Source organism: Streptomyces sp. NPDC033180, from assembly GCF_055577645.1.
Map to the genome: position 1 here is coordinate 1,263,730 of NZ_JBVIPU010000001.1, position 25,464 is coordinate 1,289,193.

Consider the following 25,464-nt stretch of genomic DNA (forward strand, 5'->3'; position numbering starts at 1 on the left):
GCGTAGAACCTTGTGCTGGAGCCATTGGCTCCCATGAGGCAGGCGGTGCGGGGCAGTTGGGGGCCCGCCCGAAGCCCGGACGGGGATGGGGACCGGGGGGTCCCGTTAACGATCGGATGCCGAGGGGGGCATCATGCAACCGGAAGGTAGCTGTTCCATGTCTAAGGGGACGGTGGCCTGCCACTGATGCGTCCGTGAAGGTCGGGGGACCGGGTCGGACGGAACGACCAACGAACACGCGGACGACCGCGTGCGGGGGGATGACTCATGACGTCGACGCCGACGGGCGCCCGGCCGAACGACCCGTCAGAGACGACCCAGCTGCGGGTGCCATCGCACCGGACAGGCGGGTTCCGACGTATCAAGAAAGCCTTGCCGAGATACGACTACGAGCACTACAGCCGTCTCGCGGGGCCGCTGACGCAGCCTGATCCGACCAAGCCGTACAAGGTGCAGTACCGCTCCCTGCTCTCGCAGGAGCCGCACCGGATCAGAGCCGCGCTCATGCTGGGCGCCGCGCCGCTGCTCTCGCTCGTGCTGCTCGCCTGGCTGCTCCAGCCGACGCACTGGACGAAGCGCGACTACGTCGCCAACGACTGGCTGCCCACGCTCGACATAGTCATGCTCATATCCATCGGCCTGATCGAGTTCTTCCGCTGCATGAACGTGCTGTCGAACGCGCACGCCACGCTCGTCGCCCGTGACCCGATACCCGTGGTGCCCGAGACCGGCACCCGTGTCGCCTTCCTCACCTCCTTCGTGCCCGGCAAGGAACCCCTTGAGATGGTGACGAAGACGCTGGAGGCGGCGGTCAGGATCCGCCACCGCGGTCTGATGCACGTATGGCTCCTCGACGAGGGCGACGACCCCGCGGTCAAGGAGGTCTGCCAGCGGCTCGGCGTGCACCACTTCTCCCGCAAGGGCATAGCGAAGTGGAACATGAGCAAGGGCCCGCACCGCGCCAAGACCAAGCACGGCAACTACAACGCCTGGCTGGACGCGCACGGCGACGACTACGACTACTTCGCATCGGTCGACACCGACCACGTCCCGATGCCCAACTACCTCGAGCGGATGCTCGGCTTCTTCCGCGACGAGAACGTCGGCTTCGTCATCGGCCCGCAGGTCTACGGCAACTACGACAACTTCATCACCAAGGCCGCCGAGTCCCAGCAGTTCCTCTTCCACGCGCTGATCCAGCGCGCGGGCAACGCGTACGGCTCCCCCATGTTCGTCGGCACGAGCAACGCCGTACGCATCAGCGCCCTGAAGCAGATCGGTGGTCTGTACGACTCGATCACCGAGGACATGGCGACCGGCTTCGAGATCCACCGCGCCACGAACCCGCGGACCGGCAAGAAGTGGAAGTCGGTCTACACCCCGGACGTCCTCGCGGTCGGTGAGGGCCCCAACGCCTGGACGGACTTCTTCACGCAGCAGCTGCGGTGGTCGCGCGGAACGTACGAGACCATCCTGAAGCAGTTCTGGAAGGCGCCGTTCTCGCTGCCGCCGGGCCGCCTCTTCAACTACACGATGATGGTCATCTTCTACCCGATGTCCGCCATGAACTGGATCCTGGCCGCGCTCTCCTGCGCGCTGTTCCTCGGCATGGGCGCATCGGGCGTGAACATCGACCCGACGATCTGGCTGATGCTGTACGGCAACGCCTCGGCGCTGCAGATCGGCCTCTACATCTGGAACCGCCGCCACAACGTCTCGCCGCACGAGCCCGAGGGCTCCGGCGGTATCGCGGGCATGGTGATGTCGGCACTCTCCGCGCCGGTCTACGCCCGCTCCCTGCTCGACGCCGTGCTGCGCCGCAAGAGCAAGTTCGTGGTGACGCCCAAGGGCGACTCGGCGAGCCCGGACACCCTGTTCGGCACGTTCCGGATCCACCTGTTCTTCATCCTGGTCTTCAGCGGTTCGATGGCCGCCGCGTTCGTGTTCGACCACGTCCACCCAGCGATGATCATCTGGGCCACGTTCGCCCTGCTGATCACGGCAGCGCCGATCTTCGCCTGGCGCTGGGGGATGCGGCAGGACAAGAAGAAGCGCAAGTCGCGGCAGGGGCCCGGACCTTCCGGGCCGCCGTCCGGCGGCGGGGACCCGGTGGTGCCGCAGCAGCGTGACGCCACGGCGGAGCTGCCACAGGCGTATCCCCCGCAGGCGCAGCCTCCGCACGCGCCGCAGCAGAAGCCCAGCTGGGCAGCGAACGACCAGACCATGCAGATCGCCCTTGGGGGACGTAAGAAATGAAGGACCGCTCCAGCCGCCGCCGCGCCCGCCGCATCGCGATAGGCGCGGCGGTGGTCATAGCGCTGGCCGGGATGAACGGCCCGTGGCTGTGGCGCGTGGGTTCGGAGAAGTACCACGACTACAAGATCAACAAGCCGGAGTACAAGGCCGACAACGGCCACTGGCAGGTCGTGAACTTCCCCGAGGAGTACCGCCAGAACACGATCCACGCGGCGCTCCTGCACACCGGCAAGATCCTCCTGGTCGCCGGCTCCGGCAACAACCAGAAGAACTTCGACGCCAAGAAGTTCGACACCCGCCTGTGGGACCCGGTCAAGAACACGATCAAGAAGATCAAGACGCCCGTCGACCTCTTCTGCACCGGTCACACCCAGCTCGCCAACGGCAACCTGCTGATCGCGGGTGGCACCCAGCGCTACGAGAAGCTCAAGGGCGACATCACCAAGGCCGGCGGCCTGATGGTGGTGCACAACGAAGACCCGGACAAGCCGATCACGCTGCCCGCGGGCACGAAGTTCACCGGCAAGAAGAACGGCAAGACGTTCGTCTCCAAGGACCCGGTCGTCGTCGAGCGCGCGAAGAAGGTCTTCGACAAGCAGACCGGCGCCTTCGTCCGGAACGAACCGGGCCTCGGCCGGGTGTACGTGGAGGCGCAGAAGAGCGGCACGAAGTACGAGACGGGTACGCAGGACAACTACCGCGTGCAGGGCCTGAGCGGCGCCGCCACCCGCAACACGTACGGCATCGCGCAGAAGCTCGCCCTGGACAAGAAGGACTTCCAGGGGATCAAGGACTCCTTCGAGTTCGACCCGGTCGCCGAGAAGTACATCAAGGTCGACCCGATGAACGAGGCCCGCTGGTACCCCACGCTGACCACGCTCTCGGACGGCAAGGTGCTCAGCCTCTCCGGCCTCGACGAGATCGGCCAGCTGGTCCCGGGCAAGAACGAGGTCTACGACCCCAAGACGAAGAAGTGGACCTACACCAAGCAGGTCCGCCAGTTCCCGACCTACCCCGCCGTGTTCCAGCTGGAGAGCGGCAGGCTCTTCTACTCGGGGTCGAACGCGGGCTACGGCCCTGACGACGTCGGCCGCAAGCCCGGCACCTGGGACCTGGAGAAGAAGGGCAGCTGGAAGGGGATTCCGGGGATGAGCGACCCGAACCTCCTGGAGACCTCCAACACGGTCGAACTGCCGCCCGCGCAGGACCAGAAGTACATGGTCGTCGGCGGCGGTGGCGTCGGCGAGTCCAAGAAGTCCAGCAAGAAGACCCGCATCGTCGACCTGTTGGACGACAACCCGAAGTTCGTGGACGGGCCCGAGATGGAGAAGGGCACCCGCTACCCGCAGGCCTCGACCCTGCCCGACGACACGGTGCTCATATCCGGCGGCTCCGAGGACTACCGCGGCCGCAGTGACTCGAACATCAAGCAGGCGCGGATCTACGACGCCAAGACCGGCGACATGCGGCGGGTCGCGGACCCGGAGGTCGGTCGCAACTACCACTCGGGCTCGATCCTGCTGCCCGACGGCCGCGTGATGTTCTTCGGCTCCGACTCGCTCTACTCCGACAAGGCCAACACCAAGCCGGGCGAGTTCGAGCAGCGCATCGAGATCTACACCCCGCCGTATCTCTACCAGGGCTCGCAGCCCACGCTCACGGGCGGCCCCGAGGAGATCAGGCGCGGCGGGTCCGGGACCTTCAAGACCCAGCACGCCTCGTCCATCAAGACGGCCCGCCTGATCAGGCCGAGCGCGTCGACGCACGTCACGGACATCGACCAGACGTCCGTCGCCCTCGACCTGAAGAAGTCCGCGGGCGGCGTCACGGTGACGATCCCGAAGGAGAAGAGCCTGGTCGAGTCCGGCTGGTACATGCTGTTCGTCACGGACGACCAGGGCACCCCGAGCAAGGCTCAGTGGGTGCACATTCCCTAGTGACACGCACGAAAGAGCCGCAGTCGCGTCGACTGCGGCTCTTTTGTGTCTGCTCGCGCAGTTCCCCGCGCCCCTGGCGGGGCGCTACTTAGCCGCTTCGGCCAGCTTCAGCGCGTACTCGGGCCACCATTCACCGGCCTTGGGGCCACCCCGACACGTCCCGTCCGACTCACCGGGCCGCTTGACCCAGAGGTACGCGTCGACGAGCGGATCGTCGGTCTTGGTAGTGGGCGCCTCGCCGAGCGCGCGGCCCGGTGGGTTGCACCAGGTGTCCTTGCCCTTGGTGTACGCACCGTTGCCGTTGCGCGCGGTGTCGATGACGAAGGGCTTGTTGCCGATCTTCGCCGAGAGCTTCTTGCCGAACTCCGTGCTGGCCTCGGTGGTCTGGAAGTTCGAGACGTTGACCGAGAAGCCGTCGGCCTGCTCGACGCCCGACCACTTCAAGGGCTCCCAGAGCGAGTCCGGGTTCTTCCAGCCCGCGTTGCCCGCGTCCAGGTACACCTTGGTGTTCTTCAGGGACTTGAGCTTCCCGATGGCACCCTTGAGCAGGTCGTACCGCTCCTCGTGGAACTCCTCCGGCGTGCAGTTGTCGACCATGTGGAGCACCGCGTCCGGCTCCAGGATGACCGTGGCCCTGCGGTCGCCGATGCCCTTGGCGACCTGGTCGATGAACTTCCTGTACTCGTTGCCGTCGGCCGCGCCGCCGCCCGAGTACTGACCGCAGTCGCGGTGCGGGATGTTGTAGAGGACCAACAAGGCGTCCCGGTCGGCCTTCTGAGCGGCCTCGGTGAAGCCGCGCGCCTGATCCTCCGCGTTCTCCGGGACGATCCATTCGGCGACCGGCTGCTCGGCGATCTTCCGGATGAGCCCGGCGTCGTCCTTCTTGCCGTCCTTCTCGTACGAGGCGACCTGCTTGGCCGCGTTGCCCTCCGGGTTGACCCAGTACGGATCGGAGCCCTTGGGCTGCTGCTTGACCGGCTGCCCCGAAGACCCCTCCTCGCCCGAGCCGTCATCGGAGGAGCACCCCGACAGCAGCAGCGCAGCCCCCGCAAACGCCGCCGCAGCCTTCACCCCCCGGGCCGCGATCCGATGACCGCGGCCGGTGCCTTTGTGGTACATCCACTCCCCCTTGGGTGCACTGTCCGATTCTCAATCCTGACATACGCACTCCCGGCCCACGAGGCCCGCCCATCAGCTGCAGAGACCTGTAGGAGACCTGTTACAGCACGGTGGCCGGGGGTAGGCGCAGAGCGCGGGGTGACGCTGTAGGGGAGGAGACCATGCGGGATCGCATCTCTGAACTACGGCTGGCCCAAGTGCTCGTGGAGACCACGGACACCCTGGACGACGACTTCGACCCGGAGCACTACCTCGGCCGGGTCGCGAGCCACTGTGTGGAACTGCTCGACGCGTCCGCCGCCGCGGTTGTCTTCGACGTCCCCGGCACACCCGCGCTCGCCACCGGTGGGCACCCCCGGGGTGTCGCACTCGGCCTGCTCGGGGCCCAGCAGAGCGGCGGGCCCTGCGTCGAGAGCCTCGGCACGGGGCGGCCCGTGCCGCCGGTGCGGCTCACCGCGGCCGAACCCGCCGCGCGCTGGCCGGAGTTCACCGCACTTGCCCGGCGCCACGGCATCGGGGTGACGTACGCGGTGCCGCTGCGTCAGCGCGGGGCCCTGCTCGGGTCGCTCAACGTCTTCGTGCCCGAGACCTCCCGGGGCCCGCACGCCAACGGTGAGTTGAGCCTCGCGCAGGCCATCGCCGACGCCACCGCGGTGGGGCTGCACAACCACCGCGCCTACACGGAGTGCCGGACCCTCGCCACCCAGCTCCAGACAGCCCTGACCAGCCGCGTACGCATCGAACAGGCCAAGGGCATACTCGCCGAACGATGGCACACCGGGATGGACGAGGCCTTCGAGGCGCTGCGGCGGTACGCACGCAGAGAACGGCTGGTCATGGACGTGGTCGCCACCGAGGTGATCAAGGGATCGCTCGATGACGCGTCGCTGCGCGGCAGTTGGTCCGACCCTCCCTGAAGGCCATCCCGGAAACCACCATCACCTGCGGTGATCACGGAGAGGAAGCGGATCACGACTTGGCGTCAATCTGCCTCTAGGCTCCAGCGCTCATCCGTTCTAAAGTCGTCACAACGGCCCAAGCCCCCGGCCTGATCGCCATCCCGCACAGCGGGGTTGGCCACCGAACCTCCCGCGCCGGCGCCGGGTTACTCCCGCAGCTCGTGCGCGCGCGGTCGAGGACCAGCCCGGTCGACGGCTCCGGGGGGAGCGGGCCGCCGACCGGGCCGGGTTGTCCAGATCCGGGACCACGCGCCCCTTCGCCCCCTACGACCCCACCCCGGTGAGGTAGGCGGACACCACCACGTTCGCCGAGTACGTCCTGGTCGCCCGGTCGAACGTGCCGCCGCAGGTGATCAGTCGGAGCTCGGCGCGGCCTTCCTCATGGGGGCCGTACGCCTTCTTCGCGTCGAAGCGGTTCCTGCTGATGACCTGGACGTCGTCCACGGTGAACTCGGCGACCGAGCCATCGTCCCTGGTCACCCGGATCTTCTCGCCGGGGCGCACCGCGCTGAGGTCGTAGAAGACCGCGGGGCGCGTCTCGGTGTCGACGTGGCCGACGAACAGGGACGTGCCCTCGGCGCCGGGGCGCGTCCCGCCGCCGTACCAGCCGACCGAGCCCGCCTGCTCGAAGGGTGGCGGATCGATGGCACCGTACTGATCGAGCCCCCGGGTGATCACGGGCGCCCGCACCCGCAGCGAGGGGACATCGACCCGCAGCGGCCTCGCGGCGCCCAACGGCTTGTGCGCGTCCGGGAGTTCGACGGCGAACGGCCGCCCCACCGCCGCCACGTCGCCGTTCGTGGGCTCCGAGACACCGCCCCGTACGTCGGTGATCTCGCTGCCCCACAGCCAGAGGCCCACCAGGGCCAGCGCCCAGGCGACCCCGGCGAGGAAGCGCCCGTGCCCTGTCGACCGCTCATGGTCCGACTCGTGACCTGCCATGTCGCTCGTCGCCCGTCACTCGGAGCGGCGCCGGCGCACGCTGCGCAGCGCCACGGCCACGGCCGCCACCCCTGCGAGGATCAGGCCGATCACCGCGTGCCGGGTGCCGGGGCCCGCCTCCTGGGCGTGCGCGGCCAGCTCCGCGGAGCCGCCGCCGCCCGCGCGGACCGGCGAGACGGGGTCGGCGTTCTGCTGGATGACGCGCACGATGCCCACGCCCTGGTGGGGGTGTCCGTCACAGACGACGGTGACGTCGTGCGAACCCTTGACGCCGTCCCGGATGGTGGCGGAGCCGTTCAGGGTGTACTTGTCGCCGTCCCTGCCGGTGAGCTTCGCGTCCCCCGTGAACGCTCCGGACCCCGCGGACCCGGTCGTACCGTCGCAGCCCGTGACGCTGATCTCCACCTTCGCCCCGGCCGCGGCGCTGTCCGGCGAGACCGTGGCACGCACTTCGCTCTCGTCGTGGGCGTACGCGGGCGCCGAGGCGGCCATGGGGAGCACGGCGAGGGCAGCGGCCCCGGCTATGCCACGCAAGGTGAGTGATCCTTTACGCATCGTGAACCTCCTGTTTCGAGGTTCACGCGCGGCGGCAGGTCACGCCTCCCGTGTGCGGCAAACGGGTGGTGTTACACGCGTTCCACCAGGTCAGCGATGGAGTCCACGATGTTGGACGGCCGGAACGGGTGCTGGTCGATGTCCGCACGGGAGGTCAGGCCCGTGAGCACCAGGAACGTCTCCATCCCGGCCTCGAGACCGGCGAGGATGTCCGTGTCCATGCGGTCGCCGATCATGGCGCTGGTCTCGGAGTGCGCCCCGATGGCGTTCAGACCGGTCCGCATCATCAGCGGGTTCGGCTTTCCGGCGAAGTAGGGGCTGCGACCCGTGGCCTTGGTGATCAGCGCGGCGACGGCCCCGGTCGCGGGCAGCGGTCCCTCCATGGAGGGACCGGTCTCGTCCGGGTTCGTGCAGATGAAGCGGGCCCCGCCGTTGATCAGCCGTACGGCCTTGGTCATGGCCTCGAAGGAGTACGTACGGGTCTCGCCGAGCACCACGTAGTCCGGGGCGTGGTCGGTCAGGACGTACCCGATGTCGTGCAGGGCCGTGGTGAGGCCCGCCTCGCCGATGACGTACGCGGTGCCGCCGGGGCGCTGGTCGTCCAGGAACTTCGCGGTGGCGAGCGCCGAGGTCCAGATGTTCTCGACGGGCACTTCGAGGCCCATGCGGTTGAGCCGGGCCTGGAGGTCGCGCGCGGTGTAGATCGAGTTGTTCGTCAGGACCAGGAAGGGCTTCCCGGACTCCCGGAGCCTCTTGATGAAGGAGTCGGCGCCGGGGATCGGAACGCCCTCGTGGATGAGCACGCCGTCCATGTCGGTGAGCCACGATTCGATGGGCTTGCGCTCTGCCATGGGGTGCACTCCTGCGGTGTACGGGTTGGCTGGGGCGCCGGGACAGCGCTGTGCCGACGCCCCCACCCTAATCAGGAAGCGGTGACCTTGACCCCGTCGATCACCCAGTACCAGTTGTTGCCGCCGGTGTAGCGGAAGCGGACCTGGGCCTTCTTGGCGCCCGCCGGGACCTGCAAGGGGATGCTCTCGACGACGGACGGGGTGTCCGCGGTGTAGGTCTTCACCGCGACCGGGGCCCCTGAGTCGTACGAGACGAGCACCTCGCCCTTCTGCGGGGCCTCCTGGCGGTAGTACGTCGTGTAGGTGAGGGTGGCCCGCGCCCCGCCCCGCACGTCGTACGAGGGGCTGACGAGCGTCGAGTCGAAGGTCCCCGAGAAGGACTTGTCGGTCCACTCGTCGCCGTCGGCGACCGCGAAGACGTTCCGGGCGCGGATGTTGAGTTCGCGCCGCTGGTCGCGCCCGGTCTTCGTCCAGAACTCGTCCGTGGTGAAGGACCAGCCGCGCCACTCGGTGATGCCGCCCGTGCCCATCCTGGAGTTGTCGACGCTCCATCCGCTCGGCGGTGTGTGCGTGAAGCCGATGACTCCGGCGCCGATGCCGGTCTCGTCGACGGGCCCCGTCAGCTTGGCGCGCAGGGCGTCGAACGCGTCCGGCGTGGGCTGCTGCACGGGCCGTCCGTCCAGGCCCCAGACCGGGTCGATCGCGACGCCGAGGTGGGCGAGTGCGCTGGCGGCGATTTCGGGCATGCGGACGTCGTGACGAACTGAACCCGCCGTGACCCCGCCACCGGTGGCGATCATGAAGGTCTGGCGCTCGGGCCAGCTGGAGCCGCCGTGGCCGCCGGGGTCGGTGTGCCCGTGGTCGGCGGTGATCATGATGAGCCAGTCCTCTTCGCCGTACGTGGCGCGGGACTTGACCGCGGCGACGATCTGGCCGACCTGGGTGTCGGCGCCGTGGATCGCGTCGAGATAGGCCTGGCTCGCGGCGCCGCTGTCGTGGCCCGCGTGGTCGATGTTGTCGAGCTGGACGAAGACCGCGTCGGGGTTGCCGCTCTTCACCTCGGCGACGGCGCGGGCGGTGGTCCCGGTGTCGTACTCGGCGGCGGGCGTGGAGACCCGGGTGTCCACCTTCGCGGAGAAGATGATGTCGGTGATCGGAGCCCAGGACGAGACCGCGTAGGTCCGCAGGTTCGGCTTCGCGGCCTCGACGCGGGTCATGAAGTCCGGGTAGGCGGCGAGGTTGTGGCCGGTGAACTCGTTGTTCACGACCCGGTGCTTGTCGGGCCAGACGCCCGTGATGAGCGTCGACCAGCCGGGGCCCGACGAGGTGGGCGCGAGGGGATTGGCGTAGATGCTGCTCGGCGCGGTCAGACCCGCGCTCATCAGGCCCTTGAGCGCGGGCGCGTCGGCCTCCTTGATTCTGCCGAGCAGGGCGCCGTCCAGGCCGATGACCAGGACCTTGGGGGTCTTGGCCGCGGCCATCGCGACGGCGGCGAGTGGCCCTGCGGCCACCGCGACGGCGGCGGTGGAGACGAGGAGCGAGCGGCGGGATATGCCGTGCGACGACACGTGGTCCTCCGAGGTGCATAGGGGGCTGGCGTGCGTGAGGGGCTGGCGTTCGTGAGGGGCTGGCGTTCGTGAGGGGCTGGCGTTCGTGAGGGGCTGGCGTTCGTGAGGGGCTGGCGTACGCCAACGCCCCTGGAGAACCAGGGGCGTTGGGTCCATACCCGTTATCTTTTCGCTATCGAACCCCCGGGGCCAAGGGGGCGACGGTGAACTCTCGGTGCGACGGTGAACTCTCAGCTACCGGTCGCCGACTTCCAGTCCTCGACGTACGTCTGGAGGTTTTTGGAGATGTCGGACCAGTCCGGCTCGAAGACCTCGACCCCGTCGACGATCTTGTCGAGGGCGACCGCGTTGGGGTCGGTGGCCTTGATGTCCTTACGCGCCGCGAAACCGCCGCCGATCTCGCTGACCTGCTGCTGGGCCTTCTGGCTGAGCAGGTAGTCGAGGAACTTCTTGGCGTTCGCGTTGTGCGGGGCCTTGTTGACCAGGCCGGCCGCGTAGGGCAGCGCGAAGGTGGTGGGCTTGCCGGCCGGGTCCGTCGAAGTGGCCGGGAACCAGATGCCGAGGTTCGGCATGTCCTTGGACTGGGCGTAGTTCATCTGGACGTCGCCGTTGGCGGCCAGGAGCTCACCCTTGTCGACCTTGGGCGCGAGCTTGCCGGTGGAGGCGGACGGGCCGACGTTGTTCGTCTGGAGCTTCTTCAGGTAGTCCATGGCGGGCTTCTTGCCGCCGAAGTCGTGCATTGCCTTGATGAGCACGGCGGTGCCGTCGCCCGCGACGCCGGGCGTGGAGTACTGGACCTTGTCCTTGTACGAGGACTTGGTGAGGTCCTCCCACGTCTTGGGCGCCTTGCCGCCGCTGAGCTCCTTCTTGTTGTAGATGAAGCCGAAGTAGTTGTTCACCACGGAGGTCCACTTGCCGTCGGTGGCCTTGTCGGCGCCGTCGACCTGGTCGGAGCCCTCGGGCTTGTAGGCCTTGAGCAGGCCCTTCTCGTCTGCCTGCTGGATGAACGGCGGCAGGGTGATGAGGACGTCGGCCTGCGTGTTGGACTTCTCGCGGACGGCGCGCTGCACCATCTCGCCGGAGCCGCCCTCGACGTAGTTCACCTTGATGCCGGTCTTCTTCTCGAAGTCCTTGAAGACCTGGTCGTACCAGCCGTCGCCGTTCTCGCCCTTGAGGCCGTCGGCACTGTAGACGGTGACCTCCTTCGCGTTCGACGCGGAGGACTCGCCGCCGCACGCGGTGAGGGACCCGGCGAGGACGAGGCTGCCGGAGACGGCGGCGAGCGTGCGGGTGCGGGCGCTGATGCGGGTGTGACGCGACATGACGTTTTCGTACTCCTTGAGGCCTTGGGGGATGAGGTCTTGGCTCAGCGGTAGGTGGCGCGGGTGCGGATGCGGGAGACGCCGAAGAGGACGAGCAGCGTCGCCGCCATCAGGACCACCGCGACGGCGGCACCGGTGAACAGGGAGCCGCGGTCGGTGGCCGCGTAGATCTGCACGGGCAGCGGCATCCAGTCCGGCGGGTAGAGCATCATCGTGGCGCTCAACTCGCCCATGGAGAGGGCGAAGCACAGGCCCGCGGCGGCCGTGAGCGACGGCAGCAGGAGCGGCAGCTTCACCTTCCACAGGACGTACGAGGGCCGGGCACCGAGCGATGCCGCGGCCTGTTCGTACGCCGGGTCGAGACGGACGATGGCAGCCGAAACCGACTGGTAGGCGAACGCCGTGACAAGAAGGGTGTGCGCGAGGATCACGATCCAGCGCGTGCCGTTGAGGATCATCGGCGGCTTGCTGAACGCGACGAGGATCGCGAGCCCGACGACGACGGAGGGCACGGCGACCGGCAGCATGAACAGGGTGTCGAGCACCCGCTTGCCCACGTTCTTCAGCGAGGCCGCGGCGAGCGCGGCCCAGGACCCGACGGCCAGCGCGAGCAGGCTGGCGCTGACGGCGGTGACCAGGCTGGTGGTGAGCGCCTTGAGCGATTCCCCTCGGGTGGCGGACTCGTAGTGCCCCGTGCTGAATCCGGACGGAAAAGCGCCGGACCAGTGCGAGGAGAACGAGGCGGCCAGAATCACGAGGAGGGGCAGCGCGAAGAGAGGCAGAAAGAAGACGAAGAAGAAGACCCAGGTGGCCAGCTTCCCCTTGCGGCTATGCACCAACACGACGGCTCACCACCCGGTAGAGGCCGTAAAGACCCACGGAAATCGCGATGTTGACCACCGCGACGACACAGGCCGCCGGATAGTCGGACTCGAGAATGGCCGTGCTGTACACGAGCATGGGGAGGGTCGTGACCCCCTTGGCTCCGGTGAAGAGAACAATCCCGAATTCGTTCAGACACATGACGAGTACGAGGCTGCCGCCCGCGGCGAGGGCGGGCAGCGCCTCGGGCAGGATGACCCGCCGGATGACGCGGCCGGGCTTCGCCCCGAGGCTCGACGCCACTTCGAGCTGCGCGGTGTCGATCTGCGAGAAGGCGGCGAGCAGGGGGCGCATCACGAAGGGCGTGAAGTACGTGATCTCGGCGAGGAGGACGCCCCACGGGGTGGTGAGGAACTGAAACGGCCCTTCGGCGGCCCCGGTCGCGTCCGTCCACATCCCATTGGCCATGCCCTTGGTGCCGTAGATGAACAGCAGGGCGAGGGTGATGAGGAAGGACGGAAAGGAGAGAAAGACGTCGATGAACCTGGCGACGGCTTTCCCTCCCGGGAACGGCACGAAGGCGATGATCAGCGCGAGCGCGAACCCGAGCACGAGACACCCGACGGTGGACCCGACGGCCAGCCACACGGTGGTACCGAGCGCCTCCCGAAAGGCGTCCGAGGCGAAGACGTCGGAGTAGGGCTGGAGGGAGGTCCCGCCGGTGTCGGGCTGAACGGACTGCTGGACGACGAGGGCCAGGGGGTAGAGAAAGAAGAGGGCGAGGAGCGCGATGGGGGGCAGGGCCCACACCCACCTCGGCACCTTCAGGGGCGGCTTGCCCTTCCGCGCGTGGGGCGCGGTCAGTGTGGCGCTAGCCATCGGTCACCCCACCAGACAGCAACACCGCGTCTTCCGGTGCGAAGTGCAGCGTGACCTCGTCACCGATACCGGGCGGAGTCCGCAGCTCCCGGAGGTCCGCCTTCACCCGCTGCCCGGCGACATCGACGTACAACCGGTGGGTGGCCCCCCGCCATTGGACCTCGGCGACGCTGCCCGTCAGGGCGTTGGGGCCCTCCCCCAGGCCGACGAGATGCGGCCGCACGCACAGTGTGGCCGTCACCCCGGCGGGCACCTCTCCGGTGTCGACCTTGAGGGGCGTTCCGGCGAACGTGACGCCCTCGTCGGCGACAGCCACCGGCAGCAGATTCGCATTGCCCACAAATGAGGCCGTGAACTCCGTACGCGGAGTCCGATACAGCTCCTGAGGCGTCCCGCAGTCCTTCAGGCGGGCCTTGTCCATGACGGCGATGCGATCCGCCAGGGTCAGCGCCTCCACCTGGTCATGAGTGACGTACAGAATGGAGACGTCGGGCAACTCCCGGTGCAGCCGGGCGAGTTCCCCCAGCATCCCCGACCGCAGCTGCGCATCCAGCGCGGAAAGCGGCTCGTCGAGCAGAAGCACCCCCGGCCGGATGGCCAACGCCCGTGCGATGGCGACCCGTTGCTGCTGCCCTCCGGAGAGCTCCCGGGGAAACCGCTTGGCGTACGAGGCCATCCCCGTCATCTCAAGCGCCTCGGCGACCCGCCCCGGAATCTCGGACTTGGCGACCTTCTGCGCCTTCATGCCGAAGGCGACGTTCTCCTGGACCCGCATGTGCGGGAAGAGCGCGTACTGCTGGACCACCATCCCGATCCCCCGCTGATGCGGCGGAAGGCCGGTGACATCGCGCTCCCCGATGAACACCCGCCCGGACGCGGGCCGCACGAACCCGGCGACGGCCCGCAGCGCGGTCGTCTTGCCCGAGCCCGAAGGGCCGAGCAGGGCCATGACCTCGCCGGGCTCGACGGTCAGGTCGAGCGAGTCCAGGACGGTGTTCTTGCCGTAGGCGACCGAGACGTTCTCGAAGCGGATACCGCTGTGCACGCGCGTGGGGGTGCCGCCGCTCATCCGTCAACACCCCTGAGTATCGCGGGTAGTTCGGCGACCGATCCGAGGACGTGGGTGGCCCCGGCCCCCCGCAGCGCCTCGGCGTCATGCGCCCCGGTGAGCACCCCGGCGACCACACCGGCCCCGGCCCGCACCCCGCTCCTCATGTCGTACGCCGTGTCGCCCACGACGGCGACCTGCCGGACGCCGTCCACCGCACCCGTCCGCAGGAAGGCGCTGAGCACCATGTCCGGGTAGGGCCGCCCGCGACCGCCCGCGTCGGCGGGGCACAGGGTCAGCCCGACCAGGTCCCGCCAGCCGAGGGCGTCCAGGATGGCGTCCTGGGTGACCCGGGCGAACCCGGTGGTCAACACCACGGTGAGGCCCGCCGACTTGAGCTCCTCGACGGCTTCCCGCGCGCCGGGGATCGGCGCGATCCTGCCCCCGTCGACCAGCTCCCCGTACGCCTTCTCGAAGGCCACGTTGGCCTGCTGGGCGCGGGCCTCGTCACCGAACAGGTGCCGGAAGACGGAGATCTTGGACTCGCCCATCGTGGCGCGTACGTAGTCCAGCTTCTCCGCGTGGTCGGCCGAGTCCGGCTCGACGCCGAGCACCCGCGCGGCGGCGGAGAAGGCCTGCTCGACGAGGCCTCCGTCGGCGACGGTGGTCCCTGCCATGTCCAGAACCACGAGGCCGATGCTGCTGTCGCGTGCGGTCATTCCACTCACCATCCCAACTCGTTCGCGGTCTTCTCCGCGATCGCGGGCGAACACGTCATGCCGCGCCCGCCGGGCCCGGTGACCAGCCACACGCCATCGCGCACCTGCTGGCGGTGCACGACGCGAGCCGTGTCGACGCACTGGGCGTACACGCCGGCCCAGCGCCGTTTGATCTTCGGCAACGGCCGGCCCAGGAAGCCCTCGACGACCTCGGTCAGGTGGTCGTAGGGGCCTTCGAGGGTGTCGAAGGCGAAGGGGTGCTCGTACTCGTGGGTGTCGCCGATGGTCAGGCCGCCGTCCTTGCGCTGCACCATCAGGAGCTGCATCTTGTGCTCGGCGGCGGTGGGCGTCTGCGCCTGCCCGGCGTTGAGTGCGTCGAGGGCGTCCGACTTGTACGCCGGGTAGTAGCGGAAGCTGTCGGCGTCGGCGACGGAGGTGGTGAGCTCCTCACCGAGGGCTTCGGTCTGCATCATCTGCAGCCGTACGCGCCGCACGGGCAGATCGGGTCCGGCCACCTCCCGCACGAGACCGCCGAGCCAGGCGCCGGTGGCGAGCACGACGACATCGCCGGTGTGTACGTCACCGTGGTCGTCCCGCACCGCGTTCTCGCCGACGACTTCGCGGACCTCGCGGCCGGGCAGGAAGGTGTAGCGGGGCGAGGCGCGAAGTGCCTCGCGCAACCGGAGTTGAGCTGTGCGCGGCTCCACGGCGGCATCCCGCTCGCACCACAGCCCGGCGATGAAGTCGCCCCGCAGCGCCGGGTTGAGGGCGCGTGCCTCGTCGGCGTCGAGCAGCTTGTAGCCGCGGGCCGCCGCGTCGGGGCGGGTGAGGGCGGCCTCGGCGACCGCGCGCTCGCGTTCGTTGCGCACGAGGGTGAGGGAGCCGTTGGCCCGGAAGCCGATGCCCTCCACCCTCGCGCCTATCTCCTCCCACAGTTCACGGGCCCGCAGGGCGGTGTCCAGCTCCTCGCCTCCGGCGCGGCCGCTCACCCATATCTGCCCGAAGTTGCGCAGTGAGGCCCCGCGGGCCTCGCTCTCGCGCTCGATCTGTACGACCTGGTGGCCGCGTTCCACTGCGTGCCAGGCGTGCATGGTTCCCACCACACCGGCTCCTACGACGATGACTCTCACGACGGCAACGCTCCTGGGGGCGAGTGACCCGCCGTGGTCCTGGTGGCAACGGGACGGTGAACGGCCACCCAAGGTTGGCCTAGACCCGTTACCTTCTCGTGATCAGAATCATCGATCGCCTTGTGGGGAGGGGGAGTTCAGCCGCCGCCGTTGCCCAGGTGGGTGGTGAAGGAGAACCGGTCGCCGCGGTAGAGGGTGCGGACCCGCTCCAGGGGGTGGCCGGAGGTGTCCCGCGAGACGCGGTGGATCAGCAGCATGGGCAGCGCGGGAGGGGTGCCGATGAGCAGGGCCTCGCGGGGGGTGGCGAGGACGGTCTCGATGCGTTCGTCTGCGTCGCCGAAGGAGATGCCGAGCTGGTCGCGCAGGTAGGCGTAGAAGGAGGAGTCGGGCTCGAATTCCCGATCAAGGGCGGGGACGCGGGCGACAGAGACATAGGTGCTCTCAAGGCCCACCCTTTCCTCGTCGGCCAGCAGCACACGCTCCATGTGCCAGACGGGCTCCCCTTGCTCGACCCCGATCTCGGCGGCGAGGGCTTCGGGAGCGGGGAATCGATCGAGGGAGATGAGATTCCGCCCCGGGATGCGCCCCTGCCGCCGTACGCCTTCCGTGTAGCTCGCGAGGGATAGCGGCTGCTCCAGCTTGGGCCCGGCGACGACGGTGCCCCGCCCCTGTCTGCGCAGCCGCCCTTCGAGCAGCAGCTCACGCAGCGCCTGCCGCACGGTCTCCCGAGCGACCTCGTACCGCACGGCGAGATCCCGCTCGGTCGGCAGCGTCTGCCCGTCCCCCAACTCCTCTATCAGGTCGGCGATTTTGGCCTTCACCGCGTAGTACTTCGGGATGCGGCCGTGCTCGGGGATGCCGGAGCGGATGGGGGCGCCGGGTACCTGGTCGAGCAGGTGCGCGGGAGGGTGCGGGGGGTTCGGGTTGTCCACCTGGGGATGTTCGCAGACGTACGTGAACGGGCGGGTGAACGGAGGGGGTGCGGTCTTCTCGCGTGGTGCTCAACGCCTGCGCGCTGCGGCTCGCAGACGCCGGGTCCCCGCGATGAGGGCCCAGCCCCCGGCGAACAGCGCGCCGGCGACGGCACTGACGCCGAGCAGGGCGCGGGGCCCTGTGGCGGCGAGTTCATCGGCGTACGAGAAGCCGCCGGCGTCGGAGAGCTCTCGCCCGCCGCTGCTTCCGCCGTCACGCCCTCCGCCGGGGCTCGATTCGGTGTCGCGACCGGCACCGGAGTCGTCGCCGTCACGGTCGCCGTCACCATCCCCGGCCTCGGTATTGATACCGAAGGGATAGTCCTCGGACTCGCCCACCCAGTCGCCGTCGTCGGCACGGCGCTGGACGACGGCGGCGGAGATGACGGCGTGCTCGGAACGGGCCTCGGAGGTGAAGGAGAGCCGCACCTTGACGGCGAGGGTCCGCCCCGCCTTGACCGTGAACCCGGGGAATCCGTCGTCGAAGACGCCGACGTTCTCGTCCCGGTCGGTCCGCTCGAAGCCGACGGGCCGCCAGCGCGTGCCGTCGTGGAACTCCAGCTGGACCTGCCGGGGCCGCAGCTCGCGCTCCTTGTCGACGATGACGACGACCGGGTGGATGTTCCCGCAGCTGCCGCGAGTGGTGTTGGCCAACTCGACGGACCAGCTCCGATAGCCGCCCCCGGCCTCGTAGCTGGCGGGCCCGCCCTTGATCCGCGTCCCGATGGGAAAGCTGCGGTCGCCGCTGGGCTCGGAGCAGGTCGGAGGCTGAGCCGCTGCGGGCCGCTCTACGGAGACGGCAGCTACCGAGCCCCTCACCACACCCCCCTTGGCGGCAGCTACCGGAGCCACCCCTGACGCGAGGACGGCGGCGACGGCGGCGACGGCGGTGATGCCGGAGGCGAGAGAGCGGCGGAGTCGCATGCGGGGCCTGGCCTTTGCTGGACGCGAGGCGGACGGGAGCGGAGCGCGATCAGGAACGGGGCGTGATCAGGAGCGGGGCGTGATCAGGAGCGGGGCGGAAGTGGGGGCCGTATGACAGGGGTCATGGCCCGCGAGATTGCCACGCCCCCGGGCTTCCCCCGGCCACGCCACACCCCGTACGGCCGAGTGGCCTGCGCAGATCCGCCCTATCAGCCGACTTTCCGTTAATCCGGGTTACGGGAGGGACTGCCGGCGCTGATCGCTGATCGCTGATCGCCCGGGGGGCCACGCCCACCGCACACCTGCGGATCCCGCCATCGACACGACCGCGCGTTCCAACCGCCGAGGAGGACTACCTCCGCACACCGCACGTTCCGACCACCGAGGACGACTACCTCCGCACACCGCGCGACCCAACCCCTGACCGCCAAGGCACAACAGACCCCGCCTACCGCACACCCGCGAATTCCAGGCCACCGCCCGACCCCCGGGACCCAACCACCGAGAGCGACTACCTCCGCCTGCCACGCACCTGCAAGTTCCGGGACACCGCACCATTTCGGGCTCCCGTCACCGCCGCGCACACGGCTAACCCAGCCTGCCGCACACCCACAAGCTCCGGACCACCACACCACCCCGGGCCCCGACCACCGCACACACACCACCAACCCACCCAGCCGCACACCAGCGAATTCCGGGCCGCCACCCGCCCCCTCCTGACCCCCAACCCCAACCACCGAGGGCACAAGCCCACCTGCCGCACACCCACAAACTCCGGACCACCACACCACCCCGAGCCTCGACCCACCACACACACCACCAACCCAGCCACACACCCACAAACTCCGGGCCACCACCACCCACCCCCTCCCGGCCCCAACCCCAACCCCAACCACCGACGGCACAACCCCACCTACCGGAAATCTGCAAGCTCCGGGCCACCCACCGACTACAGACCCGACCACCGACCGCAGGACAAACCCCGAATGCCCCACACCCGCGAATCCCGAACCACCACCCACCCCCCCCGGGACCCAACCACCGACGGCACCACACCCCCCGCCGGACACCTGCAAGCCCCAGGTCGCCGCCCGACGCATGCCCCGTCCGTCCAGCACGCAGCTGGGCCCCCTCCCTCTGCCACCGAAGTACCGGAGCGCCCCCTGGCTCCGGATCCGCCGCCCCCTAGGCCCGCCCCACCGGAAACGCCACATCCGCCCGCCCGAACAGCGGCGCAAGGACCAGTTGGGCCGCTCCCTCCGCGACGCCCCGCTCGCCGCCGGGCGCGACGGCGACCGGGACGTCCGTTCCGCCGCCGCCACGCCTCGCCCGTTCGGTGACCACCCCGCCCACCCCTCGTACAAAGCGCTCCTCGTCCGCCAGGACGGCCCGGCCGCCGAGCAGTACGAGGTCGATGTCGAGCAGGCTGACCAGGTTCCCCGCCCCCGCCCCGAGAACCCGCGCCGCCTCGTCCAGATCGCCCCGCGCGACCGCCGCCAGGCACAGCGCCTCGATGCAGCCGCGGGCGCCGCACTCGCACTCCGGGCCGTCCAGCTGGATCACCTGGTGGCCGAACTCGCCCGCCCCCGTCCGCGCCCCGCGGTAGAGCCCCCCGCCCAGCACGAGGCCCGCGCCCAGACCCGTCCCGAGGTGCAGATACGCGAAGGACTCCGCCACTCCGCCCAGCGCGAGGCCCAGCGCCGCGGCGTTCGTGTCCTTGTCCACCACCACCGGCAGCCCGAGCCGCCCGGCGAACGCGTCCCGCAGCGGGAAGCCGTCCCACGCGGGAAACCCGGTCACGCGGTGCAGCACCCCGTCGGCGTGGTCGAGCGGGCCGGGCAGCGCGATCCCCACGCCGAGCAGCCCCGGCGCGGGACCGGGGCCGGGGCCCGGGCCCGGGCCGGGGCCCGGGCCGGGGCCGAGGTCGAGGTCGAGGTCGAGGTCGGAACCTGGACCTCGACCGGGGGCCGGCGACGGCGCCCCACCGCCTGGCGCCCCGCCCGACGCCAGCTCCCGCACCACCGCCACCGCCGCGTCCACCACCGCCTCCGCGCCCGCGGCGAAATCCAGTGGCGCCCGGCGTTCCACGACCACGTGGCCCGTCACGTCGGCCAGGACCGCCGTCAGCTCGTCGCGGTCCAAGTGAAGACCGATCGCGTGGCCTGCGTCCGGGACCAGGCGAAGGAGGGTCCGCGGCTTGCCGCCCGTGGACGCGCGCCGGCCCGCCTCCGCCGCGAGGCCCTCCGTACGGAGCCGCGCGGTGATCTTGCTGACGGCCTGCGGCGTGAGCCCCGTACGCTCGGCCAGTTCGAGGCGACTTATGCCACCGTCCCCCGCCGTGCGCAGCAGGTCGAGCACAAGGGCGGCGTTGTGCCCGCGCAGCACCGGCAGGTTCACCCCGGCGCCCGTCCTGCCACCGCTACCACCGCTACCACCGCTCCCCGTACCCGCCCTTGCCATATCAGTGCTGTTCACACCCCCATTGTCGCCCGCGCTTGCGCTTTGGCAACACCGTTGCTTAAGTGGAACGCATGACTGGTATGACAGGTATGACTGGTACAGGCTCGACTGGCTCAGACTCCGGCTCAGGCTCAGACTCCCCCCTTCGCGTCGCCCTCATCGGATACGGTCTCGCGGGCTCCGTCTTCCACGCCCCGCTCATCGCCGCCACCGAGGGTCTCGCCCTCGACACGGTCGTCACGTCGAACCCCGAGCGGCAGGCACAGGCCCGCGCCGAGTTCGGTGACCAGCTGAACTTCGCCGCGTCGGCCGACGACCTCTGGGCCCGCGCGGACGAGCTCGACCTGGTGGTGATCGCGTCCCCGAACAAGACGCACGTCGCGCTCGCGACCGCCGCCCTCAAGGCGGGCCTCCCGGTCGTCGTGGACAAGCCCATCGCGGGCACGGCCGACGAGGCCCGCGAGCTCGCGGCACTCGCCGACGACCGCGGCCTGCTCCTCTCCGTCTTCCAGAACCGCCGCTGGGACAACGACTTCCGTACGCTCCAGAAGCTCATCGCCGACGGCGAACTCGGCGACGTATGGCGCTTCGAGTCCCGCTTCGAGCGGTGGCGTCCGCAGCCCAAGGGCGGCTGGCGCGAGTCCGGGGACCCCGAAGAGATCGGAGGTCTGCTGTACGACCTCGGGTCCCACGTGGTCGACCAGGCGCTCGTACTCTTCGGCCCCGCCCGGTCCGTGTACGCGGAGTCCGACGTCCGCCGCCCCGGCGCCGAGGCCGACGACGACACGTTCATCGCGATCACGCACGAGAACGGCGTCCGTTCACATCTGTACGTGAGCGCCACCACCGCCCAACTCGGCCCGCGTTTCCGCGCGTTGGGTTCAGCGGCGGGCTATGTGAAGTACGGCCTCGACCCGCAGGAAGCCGCCCTGCGCGACGGCAAGCGACCGACGGACGAGGGCAGTTGGGGCGAGGAGCTCGAGTGCATGTGGGGCCGGGTCGGCTCCGGCGAGTCCCCGCTGACCGGCGGCGGCAGCCCGGTCAAGACGCTGCCGGGCGACTACCCCGCGTACTACGCGGCCGTGGCGGCGGCGCTCCGCGGAAACGGCCGCAACCCGGTCTCCGCGCACGAGGCCGCATCGGCCCTCGACGTCCTTGAGGCCGCACGCCGCTCGGCCCGCGACGGTGTGACGGTGGTCGTATGACGACGCCCGCCGCACCGACAGTGGAAGAGCTGGAGACCCAGGAACTCCGCCTGGTCCTGCCCCACTTCACGTACGAGGACGCCTGGGCGCTCGGCACTCTCCTGGTCGACCTGGCCCGCGAGCGCCAGGCCCCGGTGGCCATCGACATCACCCGGGGCGGCCAGCAGCTCTTCCACGCGGCCCTGCCGGGATCGACCCCGGACAACGACGCCTGGATCGCCCGCAAGCGCCGCGTCGTCGAGCGCTACGGCTGCTCGTCGTTCCTGGTCGGCACGCGCTTTCGCGCAAAGGGGACGACGTTCGAGGAGTCGTCCCGCCTGGACCCGGACGTGTACGCGGCCCACGGCGGCGCGTTCCCGATCGCGGTGCGGGGCGCGGGCGTGATCGGCACGGTGGTGGTGTCGGGCCTCCCCCAGGCGGCGGACCACGCACTGGTGGTCGAGGCGCTGGAGCGTTTCACGTAAAGCCGCGGGTACGCCCCGTGAGGGGCGCGGGGAACTGCGCGCCCAGCCACGGCGCACCCGCGGACGGCGTCGGCGGAGGCCCACTCCGCCGACGCAGCTCCGGAGTGCCAAGAAGCCGCCGCACCCCCGCCCGGAGGGCTACGCGTCCTTCAGCTCCTGGCGCTGCTTCCCGAGCCCCTCGATCTCCAGCTCCACCACGTCACCGGCCCGCAGATACGGCTTCGGCTCGGGCTGCCCCATGGCCACCCCCGCCGGCGTACCGGTGTTGATGACGTCGCCCGGGTACAGGGTCATGAACTGGCTTACGTAGCGCACCACTTCAGCCACGGGGAAGATCTGCTGGGCCGTCGTACCGTCCTGCTTCAGCTCGCCGTTGACCCAGAGCTTCAGGGACAGCGCCTGCGGGTCGGCGACCTCGTCCGCCGTCACCAGCCAAGGACCCAGCGGGTTGAACGTCTCGCAGTTCTTGCCCTTGTCCCAGGTACCACCGCGCTCGATCTGGAACTCGCGCTCCGAGACGTCGTGCGACACCGTGTATCCGGCGACGTGCGCGAGCGCCTGCTCGTCGGACTCCAGGTAGCGCGCGGTACGCCCGATGACGATCGCGAGCTCGACCTCCCAGTCGGTCTTGACCGACTTGCGCGGCACCAGGACCGTGTCGTTCGGACCGACCACCGTGTCCGCCGCCTTGAAGAAGATGACGGGCTCGGCGGGCGGCGTCGCCCCGGTCTCCTGCGCGTGGTCGTGGTAGTTCAGCCCGATGCACACGACCTTGCCGATCCGGCCCACCGGCGGCCCGACCCGCAGCCCCGCCGCGTCGAGCGCGGGCAGCTCGCCCGACTCGGCGGCGGACCGGATCCGGTCGAGGGCCGCCGTGTCGGTGAGCAGCGCGCCGTCGATGTCCGTGACGGTCCCTGAAAGGTCCCGCAAGGTGCCCTCGGCATCGAGCAGCGCCGGGCGCTCGGCGCCCGCCGTACCGACTCGCAGCAGCTTCATGGTCAATCTCCCTTGGTCGAGCGCGCCCACTCACCTCCGAGATCGCGTGGTCCGGCAGATCGCGTGACCCGGATTGGGGCCTCCCCTGAACGGAGTTGCGAGCTGAGGAAGGGTTGCGGCCATCGGAGGATTGGAAGATCCTCCAAGGTCACCGTCCATCCCGCAAGACCCTGTTCACGGACCGGACCGTTACCCAGCGGTAGCCAACGCGCCCGCCCCGGCCCCGTGCGGCATATCGCGGTAGAGGACGGCACGCTCGACCGCGCTCCAGGTGGTGCTGGTGACCACGTACAGCGCGGCGGCCAGCGGCACGAAAGCGACGGTGAACAGCGTCATGTACGACATGTACGGCATCACCTTGGTGATCGCGCCCATGCCCGGCACCTGCTGCCCCGCTTCCCCCGCGCCACCGGCGGGCGTACCGGCCGTGGCCGCGGCCGACGCGGCCATCTGCACCTTCGTACGCCGGAAATTGAAGGTCGCGACGGTGGCGACGATCGCGAAGAGCGCGAGGTAGACGAGCCCCTGCGCCCCGAAGACCCCGCCGTCACCGAGCGCGTCGGCCCACCGCCCGCCGAGGGGCGCCTCGAACAGCTTGTGCCCGAGCAGCGCGTTGGCTTCCCCACCGATGCTGGAGTTGGAGAACAGGTGGTAGAGCAGGAAGAACGCCGGAAGCTGGAACAGGCTGGGCAGGCACCCGGAGAGCGGCGAGACCTTCTCCGCCGCGTGCAGCTCAAGAACCGCCTTCTGCAACTTCTCGGGGTTCTTGGCGTGCTTCTTGCGCAGCTCGGCGATCTGCGGCGAAAGCTTGGCGCGCGCCTTCTGGCCGCGGGCCGACGCCCGCGACAGGGGGTGGACGAGGAGTCGTACGCACGCGGTGAAGAGGACGATGGCGGCGGCCATCGCTGAGGCGTGGAAGAGCGGTTCGAGGAGGTCGGCGATGGAGCCGACCAGATCGGCGAACAGGGACATGAAATCGGACAGGAAGCCGGACATGGAGAAGCCCTCCGGGGGTCTCGTCGTGCCGAGGAGGAGACAGAAGAAAGAGCTGCTGCTCTTTTCGGCGTGACGGCCCGCGAGGAGGGCTTCGGGTTTCCGGTACTCCCCTACGCGGCCGTCATGACGGGACGGCCCGGTGCTCGGGGTCGCCTGCGCCCGGCGGCGTCGGGATCGCGCTGCGGCAGGAAGGCCGTGCGCTTCTCGCGGTCGCGGATGGCCGTACGTACCCGAGTGCGGGGCACGGCGGGAGCGCAGCGCGCGGCGATCAGGGAGCAGACGGCGAGCGCGGAGCCAGCCGCGGCGGTCGCGGCGAGCGCGACGGCGGCGGTGAGGCTGCTCGCGTCGAGGAGGACGACCTCGACGAGGAGGAAGAGGAGAAGACCGGTGGGCCGGAGTGCGGCTTTCCAGCTGCGGATGGCATCCGTGGCGTCCTGCATCGCCTCTCGTCCCCCTCTCCCTGAAATCCCTCGCAGATACGACGTATCGCGTACTGCCCGTTATACAGGATCGGCCCCGACGGCCGTAAGGAGCCTTCGGAACCGGGGCCTTCGAGGACTTCGGGGCCTCCGGGAGCCCGCTACCTCGGTCGCATGGACTGCAGCTTCCCCCACACGATGAGCCGGTACTTGGAGGTGTACTCGGGGGTGCAGGTGGTGAGGGTGATGTAGTACCCGGGAGAGCGGTAGCCGTACCCCTCCTTCACGTCACTGCGGGGCACGGGCCGGATGACGCCGCTGTCACGGGCGGAGGTCCGGGCGAGGGTCTTGCCGACGACGTACGTATATGTGGCCTCTTCGGTCTCGACGACGAGCTCGTCCCCGCCCCTCAGCCGATTGATGCGGCGGAAGGGCTCGCCGTGGGTGTTGCGGTGCCCTGCAAGGGCGAAGTTCCCGCCCTGACCGGGCTGGGCGGTACGCGGGTAGTGACCGACGTAGCCCCTGTTCAGTACGCCACTCTTGCTGACCCCCTCCGCGACGGGCACGCGTATCCCGATCCGCGGAATCCGGAGGACGGCGTAGGCCTGGTCCCAGTCGGGGGCGGTGACGGGCTGCTGGCGGCGGGCGGGTTCCTGACCGGAGGGTTCACCGGAATCCGAGGCACGCGGCTCGGGCCCTGATCCGGGGACGGCGTCGGGCTCGACAGCGGCGCTCGGAGGAGCGGAAGCGGAGGGGCTGCCCCACTCCCGCTCAAGGGCCTGAACCTGGCGCTCGGCGCCTTCGCGGGCCTGGCGGTTGGTCCACCAGAGCTGATGGACGACGAGAAGCAGCAGCACAAGCCCGCAGGTGACGGCAGCCTCGGCACCACCCCACAGCCCCCGCACCAGAGGACCCCTGCGCG

23 protein-coding genes are annotated in these 25,464 nt (G+C 69.7%); 5 read left to right on the top strand and 18 right to left on the bottom strand.

What is annotated here, in order from left to right; genetic code table 11:
- Positions 1–267 precede the first annotated feature (267 nt).
- Both ACZ5WE_RS05675 and glxA read left to right on the top strand, forming a co-directional pair.
- On the top strand, positions 268–2,256 hold the full coding sequence (locus ACZ5WE_RS05675) for a glycosyltransferase family 2 protein (RefSeq protein WP_467687214.1): 1,989 nt from the start codon (positions 268–270) through the stop codon (positions 2,254–2,256).
- Positions 2,253–4,193, top strand: coding sequence for a radical copper oxidase GlxA (gene glxA, locus ACZ5WE_RS05680; RefSeq protein ID WP_467687212.1), 1,941 nt, complete (start codon positions 2,253–2,255; stop codon positions 4,191–4,193). The genes ACZ5WE_RS05675 and glxA overlap by 4 nt, the downstream gene beginning before the upstream one ends.
- Before the next feature lie 84 nt (positions 4,194–4,277).
- Here the strand turns inward: glxA and ACZ5WE_RS05685 are convergent, their stop codons facing one another.
- Positions 4,278–5,312: a glycoside hydrolase family 6 protein gene (locus ACZ5WE_RS05685; RefSeq protein WP_467687210.1), complete on the bottom strand. Its 1,035-nt coding sequence runs from the start codon at positions 5,310–5,312 to the stop codon at positions 4,278–4,280.
- A gap of 161 nt (positions 5,313–5,473) precedes the next feature.
- Between ACZ5WE_RS05685 and ACZ5WE_RS05690 the strand changes: the two genes are divergently transcribed.
- Positions 5,474–6,229, top strand: a complete 756-nt coding sequence (locus tag ACZ5WE_RS05690) for an ANTAR domain-containing protein (protein ID WP_467687209.1) — start codon at positions 5,474–5,476, stop codon at positions 6,227–6,229.
- A gap of 306 nt (positions 6,230–6,535) precedes the next feature.
- On the opposite strand, the gene ACZ5WE_RS05695 is transcribed toward ACZ5WE_RS05690, so the two are convergent.
- The 13 genes from ACZ5WE_RS05695 to ACZ5WE_RS05755 all read right to left on the bottom strand — a co-directional run bounded on the left by ACZ5WE_RS05695 (position 6,536) and on the right by ACZ5WE_RS05755 (position 20,462).
- Positions 6,536–7,213 carry a class F sortase gene (locus ACZ5WE_RS05695; RefSeq protein WP_467687207.1) on the bottom strand — a complete coding sequence of 226 codons (678 nt, stop codon included), beginning with the start codon at positions 7,211–7,213 and terminating at the stop codon, positions 6,536–6,538.
- 15 nt (positions 7,214–7,228) lie between these two features.
- Positions 7,229–7,768, bottom strand: coding sequence for a hypothetical protein (locus ACZ5WE_RS05700; protein ID WP_467687205.1), 540 nt, complete (start codon positions 7,766–7,768; stop codon positions 7,229–7,231).
- A gap of 71 nt (positions 7,769–7,839) precedes the next feature.
- Positions 7,840–8,619 carry an HAD-IIA family hydrolase gene (locus ACZ5WE_RS05705; RefSeq protein ID WP_467687203.1) on the bottom strand — a complete coding sequence of 260 codons (780 nt, stop codon included), beginning with the start codon at positions 8,617–8,619 and terminating at the stop codon, positions 7,840–7,842.
- 71 nt (positions 8,620–8,690) lie between these two features.
- The gene (locus ACZ5WE_RS05710; RefSeq protein WP_467687201.1) at positions 8,691–10,187 is read right to left on the bottom strand and encodes an alkaline phosphatase family protein; all 1,497 of its coding nucleotides are present in this window, start codon (positions 10,185–10,187) and stop codon (positions 8,691–8,693) included.
- A 230-nt stretch (positions 10,188–10,417) separates the two neighbouring features.
- Positions 10,418–11,509, bottom strand: coding sequence for a 2-aminoethylphosphonate ABC transporter substrate-binding protein (locus ACZ5WE_RS05715; protein WP_467687199.1), 1,092 nt, complete (start codon positions 11,507–11,509; stop codon positions 10,418–10,420).
- 44 nt (positions 11,510–11,553) lie between these two features.
- Entirely contained in the window at positions 11,554–12,351 is a 798-nt protein-coding gene (locus ACZ5WE_RS05720) for an ABC transporter permease (protein ID WP_467687197.1), read from the bottom strand.
- The gene (locus tag ACZ5WE_RS05725; RefSeq protein WP_467687196.1) at positions 12,338–13,210 is read right to left on the bottom strand and encodes a 2-aminoethylphosphonate ABC transporter permease subunit; all 873 of its coding nucleotides are present in this window, start codon (positions 13,208–13,210) and stop codon (positions 12,338–12,340) included. Before ACZ5WE_RS05725 ends, ACZ5WE_RS05720 begins: the two co-directional genes overlap by 14 nt.
- Positions 13,203–14,279 carry an ABC transporter ATP-binding protein gene (locus tag ACZ5WE_RS05730; RefSeq protein WP_467687194.1) on the bottom strand — a complete coding sequence of 359 codons (1,077 nt, stop codon included), beginning with the start codon at positions 14,277–14,279 and terminating at the stop codon, positions 13,203–13,205. The genes ACZ5WE_RS05725 and ACZ5WE_RS05730 overlap by 8 nt, the downstream gene beginning before the upstream one ends.
- A complete protein-coding gene (locus ACZ5WE_RS05735) occupies positions 14,276–14,977 on the bottom strand; it encodes a phosphonatase-like hydrolase (protein ID WP_467687193.1) in 702 nt (233 codons plus the stop codon). Before ACZ5WE_RS05735 ends, ACZ5WE_RS05730 begins: the two co-directional genes overlap by 4 nt.
- Positions 14,978–14,982: 5 nt before the next feature.
- Entirely contained in the window at positions 14,983–16,107 is a 1,125-nt protein-coding gene (locus ACZ5WE_RS05740; protein ID WP_467687191.1) for a TIGR03364 family FAD-dependent oxidoreductase, read from the bottom strand.
- Positions 16,108–16,244: 137 nt separating this feature from the next.
- Positions 16,245–17,039: a GntR family transcriptional regulator gene (locus ACZ5WE_RS05745; protein WP_467687189.1), complete on the bottom strand. Its 795-nt coding sequence runs from the start codon at positions 17,037–17,039 to the stop codon at positions 16,245–16,247.
- 69 nt (positions 17,040–17,108) lie between these two features.
- The gene (locus ACZ5WE_RS05750; RefSeq protein WP_467687188.1) at positions 17,109–18,002 is read right to left on the bottom strand and encodes a hypothetical protein; all 894 of its coding nucleotides are present in this window, start codon (positions 18,000–18,002) and stop codon (positions 17,109–17,111) included.
- Between the two features lie 1,185 nt (positions 18,003–19,187).
- Positions 19,188–20,462 carry an ROK family transcriptional regulator gene (locus ACZ5WE_RS05755; protein WP_467687866.1) on the bottom strand — a complete coding sequence of 425 codons (1,275 nt, stop codon included), beginning with the start codon at positions 20,460–20,462 and terminating at the stop codon, positions 19,188–19,190.
- 89 nt (positions 20,463–20,551) lie between these two features.
- On the opposite strand from ACZ5WE_RS05755, the gene ACZ5WE_RS05760 reads away from it, so the two are divergent.
- Together ACZ5WE_RS05760 and ACZ5WE_RS05765 are read left to right on the top strand one after the other, a co-directional pair.
- Positions 20,552–21,667 (top strand): Gfo/Idh/MocA family protein, encoded by a 1,116-nt coding sequence (locus tag ACZ5WE_RS05760; RefSeq protein ID WP_467687186.1) that lies wholly within the window; start codon positions 20,552–20,554, stop codon positions 21,665–21,667.
- A complete protein-coding gene (locus ACZ5WE_RS05765; RefSeq protein WP_467687184.1) occupies positions 21,664–22,131 on the top strand; it encodes a heme-degrading domain-containing protein in 468 nt (155 codons plus the stop codon). Before ACZ5WE_RS05760 ends, ACZ5WE_RS05765 begins: the two co-directional genes overlap by 4 nt.
- A gap of 138 nt (positions 22,132–22,269) precedes the next feature.
- Here ACZ5WE_RS05765 and ACZ5WE_RS05770 read toward each other — a convergent pair whose 3' ends face one another.
- The 4 genes from ACZ5WE_RS05770 to ACZ5WE_RS05785 all read right to left on the bottom strand — a co-directional run bounded on the left by ACZ5WE_RS05770 (position 22,270) and on the right by ACZ5WE_RS05785 (position 25,447).
- A complete protein-coding gene (locus tag ACZ5WE_RS05770; RefSeq protein WP_467687182.1) occupies positions 22,270–23,127 on the bottom strand; it encodes a fumarylacetoacetate hydrolase family protein in 858 nt (285 codons plus the stop codon).
- Between the two features lie 189 nt (positions 23,128–23,316).
- Positions 23,317–24,111 (bottom strand): YidC/Oxa1 family membrane protein insertase, encoded by a 795-nt coding sequence (locus ACZ5WE_RS05775; RefSeq protein WP_467687864.1) that lies wholly within the window; start codon positions 24,109–24,111, stop codon positions 23,317–23,319.
- Between the two features lie 122 nt (positions 24,112–24,233).
- On the bottom strand, positions 24,234–24,563 hold the full coding sequence (locus tag ACZ5WE_RS05780; protein WP_467687180.1) for a DUF6412 domain-containing protein: 330 nt from the start codon (positions 24,561–24,563) through the stop codon (positions 24,234–24,236).
- Between the two features lie 140 nt (positions 24,564–24,703).
- Positions 24,704–25,447 carry a class E sortase gene (locus ACZ5WE_RS05785; RefSeq protein WP_467687178.1) on the bottom strand — a complete coding sequence of 248 codons (744 nt, stop codon included), beginning with the start codon at positions 25,445–25,447 and terminating at the stop codon, positions 24,704–24,706.
- Positions 25,448–25,464 lie beyond the last annotated feature (17 nt).